At 63.3% G+C, this 17589-nt stretch carries 17 protein-coding genes; 3 read left to right on the top strand and 14 right to left on the bottom strand.

Going from position 1 to position 17589, the window contains the following annotated elements:
* Positions 1-52: 52 nt before the first annotated feature.
* On the bottom strand, positions 53-1240 hold the full coding sequence (locus tag RGM2987_RS17885) for an ATP phosphoribosyltransferase regulatory subunit (RefSeq protein ID WP_245143781.1): 1188 nt from the start codon (positions 1238-1240) through the stop codon (positions 53-55).
* A 61-nt stretch (positions 1241-1301) separates the two neighbouring features.
* Here RGM2987_RS17885 and RGM2987_RS27555 point away from each other — a divergent pair, with 61 nt between their 5' ends.
* Positions 1302-1433, top strand: a complete 132-nt coding sequence (locus tag RGM2987_RS27555) for a hypothetical protein (RefSeq protein WP_280639976.1) — start codon at positions 1302-1304, stop codon at positions 1431-1433.
* 132 nt (positions 1434-1565) lie between these two features.
* On the opposite strand, the gene hflC is transcribed toward RGM2987_RS27555, so the two are convergent.
* The 9 genes from hflC to RGM2987_RS17840 form a co-directional block, all read right to left on the bottom strand.
* Complete coding sequence (gene hflC / locus RGM2987_RS17880; RefSeq protein ID WP_245143778.1) at positions 1566-2435, bottom strand: protease modulator HflC; 870 nt, start codon at positions 2433-2435, stop codon at positions 1566-1568.
* The gene (gene hflK / locus RGM2987_RS17875; protein WP_245143775.1) at positions 2435-3610 is read right to left on the bottom strand and encodes an FtsH protease activity modulator HflK; all 1176 of its coding nucleotides are present in this window, start codon (positions 3608-3610) and stop codon (positions 2435-2437) included. The genes hflC and hflK overlap by 1 nt, the downstream gene beginning before the upstream one ends.
* A gap of 85 nt (positions 3611-3695) precedes the next feature.
* Positions 3696-4997: a ribosome rescue GTPase HflX gene (gene hflX / locus RGM2987_RS17870; RefSeq protein WP_245143773.1), complete on the bottom strand. Its 1302-nt coding sequence runs from the start codon at positions 4995-4997 to the stop codon at positions 3696-3698.
* A gap of 12 nt (positions 4998-5009) precedes the next feature.
* On the bottom strand, positions 5010-5270 hold the full coding sequence (hfq, locus tag RGM2987_RS17865) for an RNA chaperone Hfq (protein WP_003186419.1): 261 nt from the start codon (positions 5268-5270) through the stop codon (positions 5010-5012).
* A gap of 91 nt (positions 5271-5361) precedes the next feature.
* Positions 5362-6333, bottom strand: a complete 972-nt coding sequence (gene miaA, locus RGM2987_RS17860) for a tRNA (adenosine(37)-N6)-dimethylallyltransferase MiaA (protein WP_245143767.1) — start codon at positions 6331-6333, stop codon at positions 5362-5364.
* The gene (mutL, locus tag RGM2987_RS17855) at positions 6333-8246 is read right to left on the bottom strand and encodes a DNA mismatch repair endonuclease MutL (RefSeq protein WP_245143765.1); all 1914 of its coding nucleotides are present in this window, start codon (positions 8244-8246) and stop codon (positions 6333-6335) included. The genes miaA and mutL overlap by 1 nt, the downstream gene beginning before the upstream one ends.
* Entirely contained in the window at positions 8243-9673 is a 1431-nt protein-coding gene (locus RGM2987_RS17850) for an N-acetylmuramoyl-L-alanine amidase (RefSeq protein WP_280639975.1), read from the bottom strand. The genes mutL and RGM2987_RS17850 overlap by 4 nt, the downstream gene beginning before the upstream one ends.
* A 3-nt stretch (positions 9674-9676) precedes the next feature.
* Positions 9677-10144, bottom strand: coding sequence for a tRNA (adenosine(37)-N6)-threonylcarbamoyltransferase complex ATPase subunit type 1 TsaE (gene tsaE / locus RGM2987_RS17845; protein WP_245143763.1), 468 nt, complete (start codon positions 10142-10144; stop codon positions 9677-9679).
* A complete protein-coding gene (locus tag RGM2987_RS17840) occupies positions 10132-11631 on the bottom strand; it encodes an NAD(P)H-hydrate dehydratase (RefSeq protein ID WP_245143761.1) in 1500 nt (499 codons plus the stop codon). Before RGM2987_RS17840 ends, tsaE begins: the two co-directional genes overlap by 13 nt.
* A 63-nt stretch (positions 11632-11694) precedes the next feature.
* Between RGM2987_RS17840 and queG the strand changes: the two genes are divergently transcribed.
* The gene (gene queG, locus RGM2987_RS17835; protein ID WP_245143758.1) at positions 11695-12774 is read left to right on the top strand and encodes a tRNA epoxyqueuosine(34) reductase QueG; all 1080 of its coding nucleotides are present in this window, start codon (positions 11695-11697) and stop codon (positions 12772-12774) included.
* Here the strand turns inward: queG and RGM2987_RS17830 are convergent.
* Positions 12756-13370: a trimeric intracellular cation channel family protein gene (locus RGM2987_RS17830; protein WP_245143859.1), complete on the bottom strand. Its 615-nt coding sequence runs from the start codon at positions 13368-13370 to the stop codon at positions 12756-12758. The two genes, queG and RGM2987_RS17830, sit on opposite strands and share 19 nt — an antisense overlap.
* A gap of 242 nt (positions 13371-13612) precedes the next feature.
* On the bottom strand, positions 13613-14155 hold the full coding sequence (gene orn, locus RGM2987_RS17825) for an oligoribonuclease (RefSeq protein WP_245143756.1): 543 nt from the start codon (positions 14153-14155) through the stop codon (positions 13613-13615).
* Between the two features lie 252 nt (positions 14156-14407).
* Between orn and rsgA the strand changes: the two genes are divergently transcribed.
* The gene (gene rsgA / locus RGM2987_RS17820; RefSeq protein WP_245143754.1) at positions 14408-15439 is read left to right on the top strand and encodes a small ribosomal subunit biogenesis GTPase RsgA; all 1032 of its coding nucleotides are present in this window, start codon (positions 14408-14410) and stop codon (positions 15437-15439) included.
* A gap of 174 nt (positions 15440-15613) precedes the next feature.
* Here rsgA and motB read toward each other — a convergent pair whose 3' ends face one another.
* Both motB and motA read right to left on the bottom strand, forming a co-directional pair.
* Positions 15614-16654, bottom strand: a complete 1041-nt coding sequence (motB, locus tag RGM2987_RS17815; protein WP_245143751.1) for a flagellar motor protein MotB — start codon at positions 16652-16654, stop codon at positions 15614-15616.
* Positions 16655-16657: 3 nt separating this feature from the next.
* Positions 16658-17509: a flagellar motor stator protein MotA gene (gene motA / locus RGM2987_RS17810; RefSeq protein ID WP_245143749.1), complete on the bottom strand. Its 852-nt coding sequence runs from the start codon at positions 17507-17509 to the stop codon at positions 16658-16660.
* Between the last annotated feature and the right edge of the window lie 80 nt (positions 17510-17589).

The raw sequence follows: 17589 nt of genomic DNA, 5'->3' as shown, positions 1-17589 counted from the left end.
CACTTGTCCTCATTCGCGCAAACTTGGTGCCGGCCACGGCCGGCGGGAAAACTCAAGAAGCCAGCGGCAATACTTGCCAAAGCCCATTCTGCTGAATCAATTGCCGGTCGCAGTCCGCTTCACGGGCGGCGGCCACGGGTTGCCCAGGCAAAGCCTGGACGACTCGCTGACCCTCACTGCGCAACTGGCAGACCGTCTGCCAGAGTGCCGCATCCGTACTGTCAGGCATCCAGATACCGCCGGACGGTAGCTCGATTTCAGCACGCCCCAGGGTCACCAGGGTTTTCAAATCGGTAGAGAAGCCGGTGGCCGGACGGGCGCGACCGAAGTCGGCGCCGATATCGTCATAGCGACCGCCCTGGGCGATGGACTGGCCCACGCCCGGTACGAAGACCGCAAACACGACACCGGTGTGGTAGTGATAACCGCGCAACTCACCCAGGTCGAAATACAACGGCAGCTCGGGGAAGCGCACCGACAGCCGCTCGGCAATGGCCAGCAAGTCGTCCAGCGCCGCCAATACCGGCGCCGGCGCCTGGGCCAGGCGCTCACGGGCAGCCTCCAGCACCTCACGCCCGCCACACAGGTCCACCAGCGCCCGCAGCATGCCCGACAGGTCTGCCGGCAAGCCTTCGGTCAGGCTGATGACTTCGTCAATGGCCTTGCGTTGCAGGGCGTCGAACAACTGTTGTTCCACTTCGCCGGACAAACCGGCCGCGCGGGCCAGGCCGCGGTAGATGCCGACATGCCCCAGGTCCATGTGGACATCCGGCACGTCAGCCAGTTGCAACATGGCCAACATCAGGCTGATGACTTCTACGTCGCTGCTCGGGCTGGCGTCGCCATACAACTCGGCGCCCAGCTGGATCGGGCTGCGCGACGATGACAAGGCCCGCGGCTGGGCGTGCAGCACACTGCCGGCATAGCACAGGCGGTTGGGGCCTTCGCGGCGCAGGGTGTGGGCGTCGATGCGCGCCACTTGCGGCGTGATGTCGGCCCTAAAGCCCATCTGCCGGCCCGACTGCGGGTCGATAACCTTGAAGGTGCGCAGATCCAGGTCCTGGCCCGCGCCGGTCAGCAGGGATTCCAGGTACTCGATATGCGGGGTAACGACGAATTCGTAACCCCAGCTCTGGAACAGATCCAACACCTGCCGACGCGCTACTTCGATACGCGCAGCTTCCGGTGGCAGTACTTCTTCGATGCCATCTGGCAGCAGCCAGCGGTCTACCGTTGCCATTACGCCATTCCCCTATGGTCCGGGCGGCCAGCCCTCGGGCAAGCCTTGAGTGAAGCAGAAAATGCCTGCGTCATGCGCACCCCATGGGTTAAACACGCGCAAGAGCGACGTGACGAATGGCCTGCAATCGGCCTCGTCCGGCACTTTCCTCGAAAAACCTGTCGAGTCGTTCAACCCGACGCCTGCCACTTGAACCGCAATCGAACGTGCAGACGCAAAAAAGCCGGGAATTTCCCGGCTGCCGCATCATACACACGTTTTCCCAAAGGATCACCCCGCCCGACGCTTTAGCCGCCGGGCGGAGTGCCCCAAGGTCAACGCCGTATCAAGGCTTGGCCTTCTCCAGGTAATGGAAGAAGTCGCTGCTTGGGTCCAGGACCAATACGTCGGATTTGTTCGCGAAGCTTTCACGGTAGGCACGCAGGCTACGGTAGAACGCGTAGAACTCCTGGTCCTGGCCGTAGGCCTTGGCGTAGATCGCGGCGGACTGGGCGTCGCCATCACCGCGAACCTCTTCCGATTCACGATAGGCTTCAGCCAGCAGCACGCGACGTTGGCGATCGGCGTCGGCACGAATGCCCTCGGCCAGCTCGTTACCCTTGGCGCGGTGCTCGCGGGCTTCACGCTCGCGCTCGGTGCTCATCCGCTCGAACACGCTGCGGTTCACTTCCTTCGGCAGGTCGATGGCCTTGACCCGGACATCGACCACTTCGATACCCAGCTCCTTTTCCGCCATCGTGTTCAGCGAACGGGTGATGTCGGCCATGAGCGCATCACGCTCACCGGACACCACTTCATGCAGCGTGCGCTTACCGAACTGGTCACGCAGGCCCGATTCCAGGCGACGGGACAAGCGCTCGTCGGCAATCTGCTTCAGGCCGGACGTCGCGGTGTAGAAGCGCTCGGCATCCTTCACGCGCCACTTGGCATAGGCATCCACCATCACGGCTTTCTTTTCCAGCGTCAGGAAGCGTTGCGTCGGCGCATCCAGCGTCATCAGGCGAGCGTCGAACTTGCGCACCTTGTTGACGTACGGCACCTTCACATGCAGGCCAGGCTGGACATCCGCCTGGACCACGCGACCGAATTGCAGCAACACCGCGCGCTCGGTCTGAGCCACGATGTAGAAGCAGTTCCAGGCAGCGATCGCCACGACGACACCGACAATAAGGGCGATCAGTGATTTATTGCTCATCAGCGACTCTCCCTGGTACGTGCTTGCTGTTGCTGCAGGTCCGCCGCCGCACGGGCATTGGCTTCATTGCTGGCGGCCGCCGTGCTGCCGGTCGGCGGCGTGCTGGTATTGCGACCGCCCTCGACCATCTTGTCCAGCGGCAGGTACAGCAGATTGCTCTGGCCGTTCTTGTTGCCGGTCACGAGGACCTTGCTGGTGTTGCTGAAGACTTCCTGCATGGTGTCCAGGTACAGGCGCTGACGGGTCACCTCAGGGGCCTTGCGATACTCGGCCACCAGCTTGGTGAAGCGATCGGCCTCACCCTTGGCACGGGAGACCACTTCGTCGCGGTAACCGTTGGCGTCCTCGATGATCCGCTGGGCCTGGCCACGGGCTTCCGGCACGACGCCGTTGGCATAGGTTTCGGCCTGGTTGCGTGAACGCTGCTCGTCTTCACGGGCGCGGATCACGTCATCGAAGGCTTCCTGGACTTCACGCGGTGCCGCGGCGCTCTGCACGTTGACCTGGGTCACGGTGATGCCGGTGCGATAGGTGTCGAGGAACCGTTGCAGGCGCTCCTTGATCTCGCTGGCCATCAGTTCACGGCCTTCGGTCAGCACCTGGTCCATGGCGGTGGAACCCACCACATGGCGCAGGGCGCTTTCGGTTGCGTGTTGCAGGCTGATTTCCGGCTGGTCGACGTTCAGCACGAAGTCCTGCAGGTTGGTGATCTTGTACTGCACGGTCAGCGGCACTTCGACGATGTTCTCATCTTCGGTGAGCATCTGGCCCTGCTTGGTGTAGGCACGCTCGCGCGTGACGTTTTCCATGTACTTCTGATCGATTGGCGGGAAGTAGATGTTCAGGCCCGGACCAACCGTCTCGTAATACTTGCCGAAGCGCAGCACCACGGCCTGCTCCTGCTCGTCCACGACATACACGGCGCTGTACAGCCAGACAGCCGCGAGCACGACAAGACCGATGCCGAGCAGGCCGAAACCGCCGCCCTTGCCCGGACGACCGCCGCCATCGTCACCGCGTTTCTTACCACCACCGAACAAACCGTTCAGGCTTTCCTGCAGCTTGCGGAAGGCCTCATCGAGATCCGGTGGCCCCTTGCGGTCGCCGTTGTTACGACGCTTGCCGCCCCAGGGATCCTGGTTATTCGAGTTGCCACCCGGCTCATTCCAAGCCATAGCGCTCTCCATCTGATAAAGCAAAGACGCACCCACGGCGCGCCGACCAATGCTACAGAATGCCTGACACCGCTTTCTCAGGCTTTTATTGCAAAGTGTGTTGCTCGATGAACTCCGCCGGTTCCAGCCCTTCGCGACTGACCAGGCGGTTCAACTCCGACCGGGGCAGGCGCACGGCCAGCAGGCAGGTGCCTTCCTCGTCGTGCTGTTCCTGCTGCACCGCCCCCAGCTCGAAGAACTGGGCGCGCAGCCGGGCGAAACGTTGCGGCAACTTCAGGGTGCCGACGAACAGGTCGTCACCCAACAACTCGGCCACGGCCTGCTTGAGCAGGTCCAGGCCAGTACCGTCGCGGGCCGACAGCCAGACCCGCTGCGGCTTGCCGTCGGCATCGCGCTGGATCTGCGGCTCCACGCCTTCGAGCAAATCGAGTTTGTTGTATACCTCGAGGATCGGCAAGTCCTGGGCCCCGATCTCGCCCAGCACCACCATCACCTGCTCGATCTGCAGCATCCGGTCCGGCTCGGCGGCATCGATCACGTGCAGCAGCAGGTCGGAATTGCTCGACTCTTCGAGCGTAGCCCGGAAAGCCTCGACCAGCTTATGCGGCAAGTGACGGATGAAACCCACGGTGTCGGCCAGCACGATCGGCCCGAGGTCGTCCAGGTCGAGCCGGCGCAGGGTCGGGTCGAGCGTGGCGAACAACTGGTCGGCGGCGTAGACGTCGGACTGGGTCACGTTGTTGAACAGGGTCGATTTGCCGGCGTTGGTATAACCCACCAGTGAAACCGTCGGGATATCGGCGCGCTTGCGACCGCGACGCGACTGCTCGCGCTGGCTGCGGACCTTCTCCAGCCGCCCCTTGATCTGGCGCAGGCGGACCCGCAGCAGGCGCCGGTCGGTTTCCAGCTGGGTTTCACCCGGGCCGCGCAGACCGATACCGCCCTTCTGCCGCTCAAGGTGAGTCCAGCCGCGAACCAGCCGCGTACTCATGTGCTCAAGCTGGGCCAGTTCGACCTGGAGCTTGCCTTCATGGGTGCGGGCGCGTTGGGCGAAGATGTCGAGAATCAGCCCGGTCCGGTCGATCACGCGACACTCGAAGACACGTTCGAGGTTACGTTCCTGACTGGGCGTGAGGATGTGATTGAAAATCACCAGGTCGACGTGCTCGGCCTTGACCAGGTCGCGCAACTCCTCGACCTTGCCACTGCCGATCAGGAACTTGGCGGTTGGCCGATGACGCGGCACGTTGAAAAACGCGACGGTATCGGCGCCGGCCGACAGTGCCAGTTCCTGAAACTCCTGCGGATCTTCGCGCGCCTCAGGGTCCTGTCCATCCAAGTGAACGAGAATGGCCCGTTCACCACCACCGTGGCGCTCAAAGAACAAAGGAGACTCCTATCAGGCGTTACCCGGCTCAGCGTCGCCGCCTTCGGATTCGGTTGCGCTAGGCAGACGAATCGGACGGACCGGCACGACGGTCGAGATCGCGTGCTTGTAGACCATCTGGCTGACGGTGTTTTTCAGAAGGATGACGAACTGGTCGAAAGACTCGATCGTGCCTTGCAGTTTGATCCCGTTGACCAGATAGATGGACACCCCAACTTTTTCTTTACGTAAAGTGTTCAAGTAAGGGTCTTGTAGCGAATGCCCTTTTGACATGTGCCGCACTCCTTTAAGGATCAATAATAAAAATCGGAATCAGATGGCTTGGGCCGTCACACCCCCAAGGATAGACGGCAATTGCAAGGACTCAGCTCAATATGGAGATGGTCCGAAGGTATTTCAAGGCGCGTGGCAGATTGTCGCAATCGAGACTGTCGAGCCAATGCAGGTCAGTCCAGCTGCGCAGCCAGGTGAACTGGCGCTTCGCCAATTGGCGCGTGGCAATGATCCCACGCTCCTGCATCTCGGCTGACGTCAGCTTGCCGTCCAGGTAATCCCAGACCTGTCGGTAACCCACAGCACGTATAGACGGCAACCCGGCATGCAGGTCACTTCGCTCACGCAGGGCTACGACCTCGTCGATGAATCCCTGTTCCAACATTAAAGTGAATCTTTGTTCAATTCGCCGGTGCAGCACTTGCCGGTTCGCCGGAGCGATGGCCAGATTCGCGACAGTATAGGGCAATTGTTGCAGTCCCGAAGCGGCTGCTTCAGTACTTTGCGCAGATTGTCGCTGGCGCAGGGCCGTCATGCTCAGGCCGCTGACCCGATAAACCTCCAGCGCCCGGCTGAGCCGCTGCGGATCGTTGGGGTGGATACGCGCCGCCGACTCCGGGTCGATCGCCGCCAATTGTTCGTGCAGGGCTTGCCAGCCAAGGCGCGCAGCCTCCTCTTCGATCTGCGCGCGCACCTCGGGGTCGGCCGCCGGCATGTCCGCCAGACCGTCGACCAACGCCTTGTAATACAGCATGGTGCCGCCCACCAGCAGCGGGATCTTGCCCCGCGCGGTGATCTCGGCCATGGCCTGGAGCGCATCACGACGAAAATCCGCCGCCGAATAGGCTTCGGCCGGATCGAGGATATCGATCAGGCGGTGAGGGAATTCGGCCAGCAGCGCCTTGGACGGCTTGGCCGTGCCGATGTCCATGCCCCGGTAGACCAGCGCGGAATCGACGCTGATCAGCTCGCAGGGCAGGACTTTGGTCAGCTCGATGGCCAGGTCGGTCTTGCCCGCCGCAGTCGGGCCCATCAGGAAAATCGCCGGAGGCAACTGGCTCATCAACGACCGCGCAAAAACAGTTTGTCCAGGTCGTCCAGGCCCAATTGGGTCCAGGTCGGCCGGCCATGGTTGCATTGACCGCTGCGCTCGGTGTTTTCCATGTCCCGCAGCAGGCCGTTCATTTCCGGCAGGGCCAGGCGTCGGTTGGCGCGAATCGCACCGTGGCAGGCCATTGTGCCAAGCAGCTCGTTCAGGTGCGCCTGGATCCGGTCGCTGGTGCCGTATTCCATCAGGTCCGCCAGCACATCGCTGACCAGTCGGTTGGCCTCGGCCTGTTTCAACAACGCCGGGATCTGGCGGATCGCCAGGGTTTCCGGGCCCAGGCGTTGCAGCTCGAAGCCCAGGCGCTGAAACCAGCTCACGTGTTCTTCGGCGCAATCGGCTTCGCGCTGGCTGACGGCCAGGGATTCAGGCACCAGCAGCGGCTGGCCACTCAAGCCTTCGCTGGCCATGGCGATTTTCAGCCGCTCGTACATGATCCGCTCATGGGCGGCGTGCATGTCTACCAGCACCAGGCCCTGGGCGTTTTCCGAAAGAATGTAGATGCCTTTGAGTTGCGCCAGGGCGTAGCCCAGCGGCGGGATATCGCCCTGGCCATCAGGCAACGCGGGCGCAGCGCTTTCAGGCAAGGGCTTGAAGAATTCGCGATAGGCCGCCTGGGCCTCGGCGGCCGGCACGTTCGACTGCGGGCGCGGGGTGTATTGATACTGATAGCCACTGCCCGCACCGCTGCCTGCGGTGTTGTAGCTCGGCTGGGGCTGGGGTTGTTCCAGCAAGGCATTGGCCGCCAGGCGCATCTCACCTTGCGGCCCGAACTCGCCGGCCTCAAGCCCGGTCGGCCGGACCATGCCGGCCACCGCAGCCGGCGCCGCCAGTTGGTCTTCCGGGCGCACGTCGCCCAAGGCGCGGTGCAAGGTGCCGTAGAGAAAATCGTGGACCATGCGCCCGTCCCGGAATCGCACTTCGTGCTTGGTCGGGTGCACGTTGACGTCCACCACGGCTGGGTCGACTTCGAAAAACAGCACGAACGTCGGATGCCGACCATTGAACAGCACATCGCGATACGCCTGGCGCACCGCGTGGGCCACCAGTTTGTCGCGCACCGCCCGGCCATTCACGTAGAAATACTGCAAGTCCGCCTGGCTGCGGGAAAAGGTCGGCAACCCGACCCAACCCCACAGATGCAGGCCATTGCGCTCCACCTCGATGGGCAAGGCCTGCTCGAGGAACCCCGCGCCACACACTGCCCCCACGCGCCGGGCACGGGCCGCATCGTCCTGGGCCTCGTGCAGGCTGAGGATGGTCTTGCCGTTGTGGCGCAAATGGAAGGCCACGTCAAAACGCGCCAGGGCCAGGCGCTTGATGACTTCTTGCAGGTGATCGAATTCGGTTTTCTCGGCCTTGAGAAACTTGCGCCGGGCCGGAGTATTGAAAAACAGGTCGCGTACTTCCACCGAAGTGCCCACCGGGTGCGCCGCCGGCTGGACGCGCGAGGCCATGTCCCGGCCCTCGGTCTCGACCTGCCAGGCCTGGTCGGCGTCGCGGGTGCGCGAGGTGAGCGTCAGGCGCGACACCGAACTGATGGACGCCAGCGCCTCACCCCGGAACCCCAGGCTCATGACTCGCTCCAGGTCCTCCAGGTCGCGGATCTTGCTGGTGGCGTGACGCGCCAGGGCCAGCGGCAGGTCGTCGGAGGAAATGCCGCCACCATCATCGCGCACCCGCAACAACTTGACGCCGCCCTGCTCGACGTCCACATCGATGCGCCTGGCCCCGGAATCGAGGCTGTTTTCCAGCAACTCCTTGATGACCGACGCCGGGCGCTCGACCACCTCGCCGGCGGCGATCTGGTTCGCCAGCCGAGGGCTGAGCAGCTCGATGCGGGCGTTGCTGCCGATCACTTCATTGCTCATTCTTTGGACGCCACTTCGTTGCCCGGAATCGTCAGGGTCTGGCCGATCTTGAGTTCGTCGCTCTTGAGGTTATTGGCGCTGCGCAAGGTGGCAGGCGATACCTGGTAGCGCACGGCAATCATCGCCAGGGTTTCGCCCGGGCTGACCCGATGGTCCCGCGGGCCTTGGGCGATCTTGCCGGAATCACGCAGCCAGGCGATGTAGGTGCCGGGCGGCGGGTTCTGTTGGAAGAACTGCCGCACGCCGCTGCTGATGGAACGAGCGAGCGCCTGCTGGTGGCTGGACGACGACAGTTTGGACGCTTCGTTGGAGTTGGAGATGAAGCCGGTTTCCACCAGGATCGACGGGATATCCGGCGACTTCAGCACCATGAACCCGGCCTGCTCGACACGCTGCTTGTGCAACGGCGTGACGCGGCCGATGTTGCTCAGGACTTTCTGGCCGACGTTGAGGCTGGAGGTCAGCGAGGCGGTCATCGACAGGTCGAGCAGCACACCGGCGAGCATCCGGTCCTTGTCGTCGAGGCTGACGTTGCCGGCCCCACCGATCAGGTCGGAACGGTTTTCGCTGTCGGCCAGCCAGCGGGCGGTCTCGGAAGTGGCCCCACGGTCGGACAGGGCAAACACCGAGGCACCGAAGGCCGCTGCCGAAGGCGCGGCGTCGGCGTGAATGGAGACGAACAGGTCGGCGCCTTTCTTGCGGGCGATTTCGGTACGGCCGCGCAATGGAATGAAATAGTCGCCGGTGCGGGTCAGCTCGGCGCGGAAGCCTTTCATGCCGTTGACCTGGCGTTGCAGCTCACGAGCAATGGACAGCACCACGTCTTTTTCCCGCTGCCCGCGCGAGCCCGAGGCTCCCGGGTCTTCACCGCCGTGACCGGCGTCGATCACCACGATGATGTCACGCTTGCCGGCCGGGGCCGGTGGCAGCTTGATCGCCGGTTCAGACGGGGTGACCGGTACCGCCGGCACCGTGGCGACATTGGTCGGCGGTGGAGGTGGCGGCGCGGCATCGGCCGGGTTGTCGAACAGATCCACCACCAGCCGATTGCCATACTGGGCGTTCGGGGCCAGGGTGAAGCTTTTCGGGGTCACGGCCTTCTTCAGGTCGATGACCACCCGCAGGTCGGTCGGCGTGCGCTGGGCCGAACGCATCGCAGTGATCGGCGTGTTGGCGGTCGCCACGTTCAACGGCGCGCCAAGGGACGCACCATTGATGTCGATCACCAGGCGATCCGGGGCGGTCAGGGTGAATACGCTGTGTTGCACCGGGCCCGTCAGGTCGAACACCAGGCGCGTGTTGTCCGGCGCCCGCCAGAGGCGAACGCTGTTGACCTTCGTCTCAGCCACAGCATCGACGGCCAGTGCCGTAAGCAACAGTCCTACGACAGCAACCACCGCGCGAAAGCGCATACCAAACCCCATCATCAATTAGTTTTCCAATGCCAAAGCGGCACACCACGACTCGCCACGCGAGCCTTGCGGCGTCAGTTTCAGCGAACGCCCGCCGTTATGCGCGCCAATGGTAATGGTCAGGTCAGGCTTTGGCAAAAAGCCTGCACCCTTGCGGGGCCATTCGATCAGGCACAGTGCGTCATCTTCGAAATAATCGCGGATACCCAGGAATTCCAGCTCTTCGGGGTCCACCAGTCGGTACAGGTCGAAATGGAAAGCGCGAATGTCGCCGATCTCGTAGGGCTCGACCAGGGTGAAGGTCGGGCTCTTGACCGAGCCAATGTGCCCAAGGCCGCGGATAATGCCCCGGGACAGGGTGGTTTTCCCCGCGCCGAGATCGCCTTCGAGAAATATCAGGCCATGGCCTGCGGTGATGCGCGCGATGCGGGCACCCAGTTCCGTCATGGCAGGTTCGTCCGCCACGTACAGGGTTACTTCAGACACGGTGAATGCTCCTCCAACAACTGACGAATGGCCGGGATCAGATCGGTGGCCGCCAGCCCCCGGCCCGCCCGACCGACCTGGGTGCCGGCGTTGGCGTGCAGCCAGACCGCCAGGCACGCAGCCTCGAAATGTTCCATGCCCTGGGCCAACAAGGCGCCGACCACGCCGGCCAGTACATCCCCCAGGCCGGCGGTGGCCATGGCCGGATGGCCCTGAGCGCAAACCGCCAGGCGACCATCCGGGCTGGCAATCAGGCTGCCGGCGCCCTTGAGAATCACCGTGGCGGCGTATTTCTGGCTCAGGGCGTGGGCCGCCGCCGGACGATCAGCCTGCACCTGGGCGGTGGATATCTCCAGCAGCCGCGCCGCCTCGCCCGGGTGCGGGGTGATGACACATTGCTCAGGCAGACTGACCGCACCGCTGCCGAGCAGGTTCAGCGCATCGGCGTCCCACACCTGGGGCAGTGGCGCATCGGCTGCTGCCGACAGCAGACTGCGCCCCCAGGCCGCCTGGCCCAGGCCCGGCCCGACCACCAGCACACTGGCCTGCTGCAGCAACCCCATCAACTGGTTTGCCGAGCCGGAGCCCTGCACCATCACTTCCGGCAGCCGGGTCAATGCGGCCGGTACGTGTTCGCTGCGGGTCGCCATGGAAATCATGCCGGCACCGCAGCGCAACGCGCTTTCGGCACTCATCTGGATGGCGCCGCCGAAGCCCCGGTCGCCGCCGATCAACAGCACATGGCCGAACTTGCCTTTGTGGGACGTGGCAGGGCGCGGCACCAGACGTGGGAGATTGCTCGGCAGGAGCAATCGAGCGCAGGCCGGCGCCGCTTCGATGAGGTCAGGATCGGCGTGCAGGTCGTTGAACACCAGTTCACCGACCCGATCCGCCGCCTCGCCCGTGAACAGCCCCAGCTTCAAGCCAATAAAGGTCACGGTCAGGTCAGCCGAGACCGCCGTACCCAGCACCCGGCCGGTGTCGGCACACAAGCCCGAAGGGATATCCACCGCCGCAACCGGCAGGCCGCTGACATTGATCGTGTCGATGGCGCGGATATAGGGCTCGCGGACCTCGCCGCTCAAGCCGGTGCCAAGCAAGGCGTCCAGCAACACACCGCGCATGGGTGACTCATCCGACCACGGCTCTACCGGCACGCCCACGGCGACCGCCTCGGCGTGGGCATTGGCCGCATCGCCCTGCAATCGCCGCGGCTCGCCCACCGTCAGCACCCGCACCGACCAGCCGGCGCGCCGGGCCAGGGTCGCCACCAGGTAACCGTCGCCAGCGTTGTTGCCATGCCCGGCCAGCACCGTCAACTCGTCGGCATCCGGCCAGCGCCGCACGATGGCCCGCCAGGTGGCGCGGGCGGCGCGCTGCATCAATTCAAAACCGGCCGTGCCCGCCGCGATCAGTTGCGCATCGAGGGCCCGGACCTGCGCAGCGCTGTACAGCGCGTCGGGAAAATCATCTTTAGTGTGCGGCATGCGTCTTCGGGCTCCGATGTCTGGCAGAATTATACGCATCTCAGCTCCGGTTTCTCTCGCCTCATGCCTGCCATTCCCACCGACCTGCCCGCCCTCGCCCAATCCATCAAGGACTGGGGCCGCGAGCTGGGTTTCCAGCAGGTCGGCATCAGCGGCCTGGACCTCGCCGAGCATGAGCAACACCTGCAACGCTGGCTCGAGGCCGGCTACCACGGCGAGATGGACTACATGGGCGCCCACGGCAGCAAACGCTCGCACCCCGAGGAACTGGTGCCGGGCACGTTGCGGGTGGTGTCCCTGCGCATGGACTACCTGCCGGGCGACACGCACATGGCGCAAATGCTCGGCCAACCGGAAAAAGCCTACGTCTCGCGTTATGCGTTGGGCCGCGATTACCACAAATTGATCCGTAAACGCGTGCAACAACTGGCAGAAAAAATCCAGGCAGCCATCGGCCCTTTCGGCTATCGCGCCTTCGTCGACAGCGCACCGGTGCTGGAGAAAGCCATCGCCGAACAGGCCGGACTGGGCTGGATCGGCAAAAACACCCTGGTGCTGAACCGCAAGGCCGGCAGTTACTTCTTCCTGAGCGAACTGTTTGTCGACCTGCCATTGCCAGTGGACCCGCCCCAGGCCAGCGAACACTGTGGAAAATGCACCGCGTGCCTGGACATCTGTCCTACGAACGCTTTCGTCGGGCCCTACGTGCTGGATGCCCGCCGCTGCATTTCCTACCTGACCATCGAACTGAAGAGCGCCATCCCCGAAGAATTGCGGCCGCTGATCGGCAACCGGGTATTCGGCTGCGATGACTGCCAGATCGTCTGCCCGTGGAACCGCTTCGCCCGCCCCTCGGCAGAAAGCGATTTCAAACCGCGACACAACCTGGACAATGCCGGTCTGGCCGAGCTGTTTCTGTGGGACGAGGAAAAATTCCTCAGCAGCACCGAAGGCTCGCCGCTGCGCCGCGCCGGTTACGAGCGCTGGCTGCGCAACCTGGCGGTGGGCTTGGGCAACGCACCGTCAACCATCCCGGTGATGCAGGCCCTGGAGGCGCGGCGTGATTATCCGTCGGAACTGGTGCGCGAACACGTGGAGTGGGCGCTGCGCCAGCACGCCGAGCGTCAGACTTCGTCGTTGTAGACGAACTTCGGCATCTCCCAATGAAAGCGGATCGCCAGCAGCCTTAGCAGGAAACCGCCGAACAAGGTGATGAGAATCGCCTGTTCGCTGGGCAATTGCAGGTACACGCACAGCAGATAGCACCACGCGGCGGCAAACGAGACGCTGGCATACAGCTCGCGACGGAAGATCAGCGGAATATCGTTGCAGAAGATGTCGCGCAGGATGCCGCCGAACACGCCGGTGATCACACCACTGACCGACGCCACCAGCATGCCGTGGCCCATTTCCAGGGCGGTCATGCAACCGATCAGGGTGAAGGCCACCAGGCCCACGGCGTCGAGCACCAGGAACAGCGAGCGCAGGTGACGCATCCAGCGCGCCAGGAACACCGTCAGCATCGCCGCCGCCGTGGTCAGCACCAGGTATTCCGGGTGCTTGACCCAGGTCAGCGGGTAATGCCCGAGCAGCACGTCACGCACCGAGCCGCCACCCAGCGCCGTGACGCAGGCGATCAGCACTACGCCGAACCAGTCCATGCCCCGCCGCCCGGCGGACAGTGCGCCGGTCATGGCTTCGGCGGTGATGGCGATCAGATAGAGCATCAACAGCATGATGGCGGTCCTAACGGGAAGGCGCGCAGTCTAGCCATTTCGAGCAGGCACCAAAAGAGGGCGATCATCGACCCTGCAAATACAGAACTGTGGCGAGGGGATTTATCCCCGTTGGGCTGCGCAGCAGCCCCATGCAGCCGCTCCCCTGGCCAACCTGACACAGCGAGGCGTCAGGTTTGAGGGTTGCTGCGCAACCCAGCGGGGATAAATCCCCTCGCCACAAAAAGCGCTCTTGCCGCAGCGTCTTAGAACTTGATGAAGTGCTTGCGGTAATGCTGCAACTCGGCGATGGACTCGCGGATGTCGTCCAGGGCCAGGTGGCTGCCGCCCTTCTTGAAGCTGTCGCGCACTTCCGGCGCCCAGCGCGCGGCCAGTTCCTTGAGAGTGGAGACGTCCAGGTTGCGGTAATGGAAGTAGCTTTCCAGGGATTTCATGTGGGTATACAGGAAGCGCCGGTCCTGGCAGATGCTGTTGCCGCAGATCGGCGACTTGCCCTTGGGTACCCATTGTTCCAGGAACGCGATGGTCTGGGCCTCGGCCTCGGCCATGCTGACTTTGCTCTCGCGTACCCGCTGGGTCAGGCCCGAGCCGCCGTGCTGGCGGGTGTTCCATTCATCCATGCCGGCCAGGATCTCATCGCTGTGATGGATGGCGATCACCGGGCCTTCGGCCAGGGTGTTGAGGTCACTGTCGGTGACGATGGTGGCCATTTCGATGATGACGTCGGTATCAGGATTCAGACCGGTCATTTCCAGGTCGATCCAGATCAGGTTCTGCGGGTTTTGCATAGGAAGGGCTCCTCGGAGTAGCTGCGCAGTTTAGCCTAGGCTTTGTACGAGAAGTGCCTACGCGACGATCATACTGCGTTGAAAACAGGCTCGGAATGCTCATTTACAATCAGTAGACTCCACTTCCTCGCCTGTTTTCGCCTTGTCTGATCGCCGCTCGGCGACTTCTCGTACAAACCCAAGGCAAGCCCCTCGGCGTGCTAAACTCGCGGCCGTTTTACCTAATCGCTGCATTATTCATACGGAACACCCATGGCCAAACGCCAACTCAATCGTCGTCAAAACTGGCGCATCGAAAAGATCCAGGGCGAGCGCGCCGCACGTGCCGCCAAACGCGAATCCAGTGCTGTCGAAGCCCTGGAAGGCGGCGACCTGGGCCCTGAACAGACCGGGCTGGTGATCGCCCACTTCGGCGTGCAGGTCGAGGTCGAGGCCCGCGAAGGCGAGCTGGCTGGCCAGGTGTTCCGCTGCCACCTGCGCGCCAACCTCCCGGCACTGGTCACCGGCGACCAGGTGGTCTGGCGGGCCGGCAACCAGGGTATCGGCGTGATCGTCGCGCAATTGCCGCGTCACACCGAGCTGTGCCGTCCGGACAGCCGCGGCCAGCTCAAGCCCGTGGCCGCCAATGTCGACATGATCGTGATTGTGTTCGCCCCGCTCCCCGAGCCCCATGCCAACCTGATCGACCGCTACCTGGTGGCCGCCGAACACGCCGGCATCCGCCCGTTGTTGCTGCTCAACAAATTCGACCTGATCGACGAACACAACGCGCCGGCGCTGAATGCGCTGCTGTCGGTCTATCGGCAGTTGGGTTACCCGGTGCTGGAAGTCTCGGCCCACCACGGCAACGGCATGGAGCAACTGCAACAGCAGCTGGACGGGCGCATCAGCGTGTTCGTCGGCCAGTCCGGCGTCGGCAAGTCGTCGCTGGTCAACAGCCTGCTGCCGGAAGTCGAGACTCGTGTCGGGCCGCTGTCCGAGCTGTCCGGCCAGGGTACCCACACCACCACCACCGCGCGCTTGTTCCACTTCCCCCGCGGCGGCGAGCTGATCGACTCCCCGGGCATCCGCGAATTCGGTTTGGGCCACGTCAGCCGGGCAGATGTCGAGGCTGGATTCATCGAGTTCAACGACCTGATCGGCACTTGCCGCTTCCGCGATTGCAAGCACGACCGCGAGCCCGGCTGCGCCTTGCTCAAGGCGCTGGAAGACGGTCGCGTGCAGCAGCAACGGATGAACAGCTATCGCTCGATCATCGCCAGCCTCCCGCAAAGCAGTTATTGATTTAACGCGATTGAAGGGCGGGCTCTGTTGTGGCGAGGGAGCTTGCTCCCGCTTGAGCGCGCAGCGCTCACTCAAGGGGGGCTGCTACGCACCCCAGCGGGAGCAAGCTCCCTCGCCACGAAAGCCAGAGCTTCAAATAAAAAGCCGCGAATAATCGCGGCTTTTTATTTGGGCTCACTGCGCCGGCGGCGCGGCCGGTTTCGGCGCGGTGTCGTCGAACAGGTTCAGCCGCTCACGCAATTCATGGGCCGGCACGGGTTGCTGGTCCGCCGGCAACGCGTTCGGATCCGCCGCAGCGCCAGGTGTCGCCGCCGGCGCTTCGCCCGGAGCACCCTGGCCCTGGGCCGGGTCTGGCGCCGGGTCATCGGTTTGCGAACCTTCGATGGCCTGCTGGGCCTTCTTGGTCAGTACCACGATGTCGATACGCCGGTTGACCGGGTTGAACGGGTCCTTGCGATCGAACAGCGCCGAGGAGGCATAGCCGACCACCCGCGCCACCTGCTCGTCCGGATAACTGCCGGTCACCAGGGCCCGACGTGCCGCGTTGGCGCGGTTGGCCGACAGTTCCCAGTTACCGTAGTCGCCCTTGCCGACGTAAGGCTTGGCATCGGTGTGACCGCTGATGCTGATCTTGTTCGGCACCGCCTTGATGGTGTCGGCCATGGCCAGCAGGATGTCTTCGAAATACGGCTTCAGGCGTGCGCTGCCGGAGTCGAACATCGGACGGTTCTCGGCGTCCATGATCTGGATGCGCAAGCCGTTCGGCGTGATCTCGAACAGGATCTGGTCCTTGAATTTCTGCAGTTGCGGGTTTTCTTCAACCTTGTTCTGCAATTCCTGCAAGAGCAATTCCAGGCGTTCGCGCTCGATCTGCTCGGCCATGCCTTCGACCTGCTCGGAATCCACCGTCACCTTGTCAGGCTGGGGCTGGGATTTGACTTCAGGGTTGAGGGTGCTCTCCGGCGCCAGGGTCGGCGTACCGCCCAGGTCGATGATATACGGCGTGCCACTCTCGGAGAAACCGACCGGGTCCTTGAAGTAGCCGGCGATGGCGATCTTCTGTTCAGGGGTTGCAGTGGACAGCAGCCACAACACCAGGAAGAACGCCATCATCGCCGTCGCGAAGTCGGCGAAGGCGATTTTCCAGGCCCCGCCGTGGTGCCCGGCGGCGATGCGCTTGACGCGCTTGATAATAATCGGCTGGTTGTTTTCCATGACTCAGCGACCGCGAACCGCTTGTTCCAGCTCAGCGAAGCTTGGACGGTGCGCCGGATAAAGGACCTTGCGACCGAACTCCACCGCCAGCGATGGCGGCATGCCCGAGGCCGAGGCCACCAGGGAAGCCTTGATGGCCTCGTAGACGTTGAGCTCTTCCTTGGCGTCATGGGCCAGGGAGTGAGCCAGCGGACCGAAGAAACCATAGGCCGCCAGAATACCGAAGAACGTACCCACCAAGGCCGCACCTACGTGCAGGCCGATGGACTTCTGGTCGCCATCGCCCAGGGAAGCCATGGTCACCACGATACCCAGTACCGCCGCGACGATACCGAAACCGGGCATGGCGTCAGCGATACCGGTTACGGCGTGGGACGGATGCTCCAGGTCTTCCTTGAGGCTGTACAGTTCCATGTCGAACAGACCTTCGAGCTCATGGGGAGCCATGTTGCCGGACGACATGATGCGCAGGTAATCGCAGATGAACGCCGTCATGCGGGCGTCCTTGAGCACCGCGGGGTACTTGGCGAAAATCGGGCTGGCGGCGGCGTCTTCGATGTCGCCCTCAATGGCCATCATGCCTTCGCGGCGGCTCTTGTTGAGGATCTCGTAGATCAGCCCCAGCACTTCGAGGTAGAAGGTGTGGCTGAAGCGCGAACTGAACATGCTCAGGGATTTTTTGAGCACGTGCATCGTCATATAGCCAGGGTTGGCTTGCAGGAATGCACCGAGGGCCGCACCACCGATGATCATCACCTCGAAAGGCTGGATCAGGGCGGCAATCTTGCCATGGGAGAGCACGTATCCGCCGAGCACGCTCGCGAACACGACAATGATGCCGATAATTTTAGCCATAGATAGAAAGTACTTACTTAAGTCGGGTTCAAGGTCATATTCGGAAGCTGAAAAATCTCTTCTTCTACTTATCGGCAAAA

The sequence above is a fragment of the Pseudomonas sp. RGM2987 genome (assembly GCF_022952855.1).
Taxonomy (GTDB): Bacteria; Pseudomonadota; Gammaproteobacteria; order Pseudomonadales; family Pseudomonadaceae; genus Aquipseudomonas.
This window is presented reverse-complemented; position numbering and strand designations above follow the sequence as displayed.

What these genes read in the sequence shown, in the direction of transcription:
- mutL (WP_245143765.1), bottom strand. Translation starts at nt 8,246, where the DNA reads ATGAGCAATGAAGTGATCGGCAGCAACGCCCGCATCGAGCTGCTCAGC.
- rsgA (WP_245143754.1), top strand. Translation starts at nt 14,408, where the DNA reads ATGGCCAAACGCCAACTCAATCGTCGTCAAAACTGGCGCATCGAAAAG.
- RGM2987_RS27555 (WP_280639976.1), top strand. Translation starts at nt 1,302, where the DNA reads ATGCCTGCGTCATGCGCACCCCATGGGTTAAACACGCGCAAGAGCGAC.
- queG (WP_245143758.1), top strand. Translation starts at nt 11,695, where the DNA reads ATGCCTGCCATTCCCACCGACCTGCCCGCCCTCGCCCAATCCATCAAG.
- motB (WP_245143751.1), bottom strand. Translation starts at nt 16,654, where the DNA reads ATGGAAAACAACCAGCCGATTATTATCAAGCGCGTCAAGCGCATCGCC.
- hflC (WP_245143778.1), bottom strand. Translation starts at nt 2,435, where the DNA reads ATGAGCAATAAATCACTGATCGCCCTTATTGTCGGTGTCGTCGTGGCG.
- hfq (WP_003186419.1), bottom strand. Translation starts at nt 5,270, where the DNA reads ATGTCAAAAGGGCATTCGCTACAAGACCCTTACTTGAACACTTTACGT.
- miaA (WP_245143767.1), bottom strand. Translation starts at nt 6,333, where the DNA reads ATGAGCCAGTTGCCTCCGGCGATTTTCCTGATGGGCCCGACTGCGGCG.
- orn (WP_245143756.1), bottom strand. Translation starts at nt 14,155, where the DNA reads ATGCAAAACCCGCAGAACCTGATCTGGATCGACCTGGAAATGACCGGT.
- RGM2987_RS17885 (WP_245143781.1), bottom strand. Translation starts at nt 1,240, where the DNA reads ATGGCAACGGTAGACCGCTGGCTGCTGCCAGATGGCATCGAAGAAGTA.
- hflK (WP_245143775.1), bottom strand. Translation starts at nt 3,610, where the DNA reads ATGGCTTGGAATGAGCCGGGTGGCAACTCGAATAACCAGGATCCCTGG.
- RGM2987_RS17840 (WP_245143761.1), bottom strand. Translation starts at nt 11,631, where the DNA reads ATGCCGCACACTAAAGATGATTTTCCCGACGCGCTGTACAGCGCTGCG.
- RGM2987_RS17850 (WP_280639975.1), bottom strand. Translation starts at nt 9,673, where the DNA reads ATGATGGGGTTTGGTATGCGCTTTCGCGCGGTGGTTGCTGTCGTAGGA.
- motA (WP_245143749.1), bottom strand. Translation starts at nt 17,509, where the DNA reads ATGGCTAAAATTATCGGCATCATTGTCGTGTTCGCGAGCGTGCTCGGC.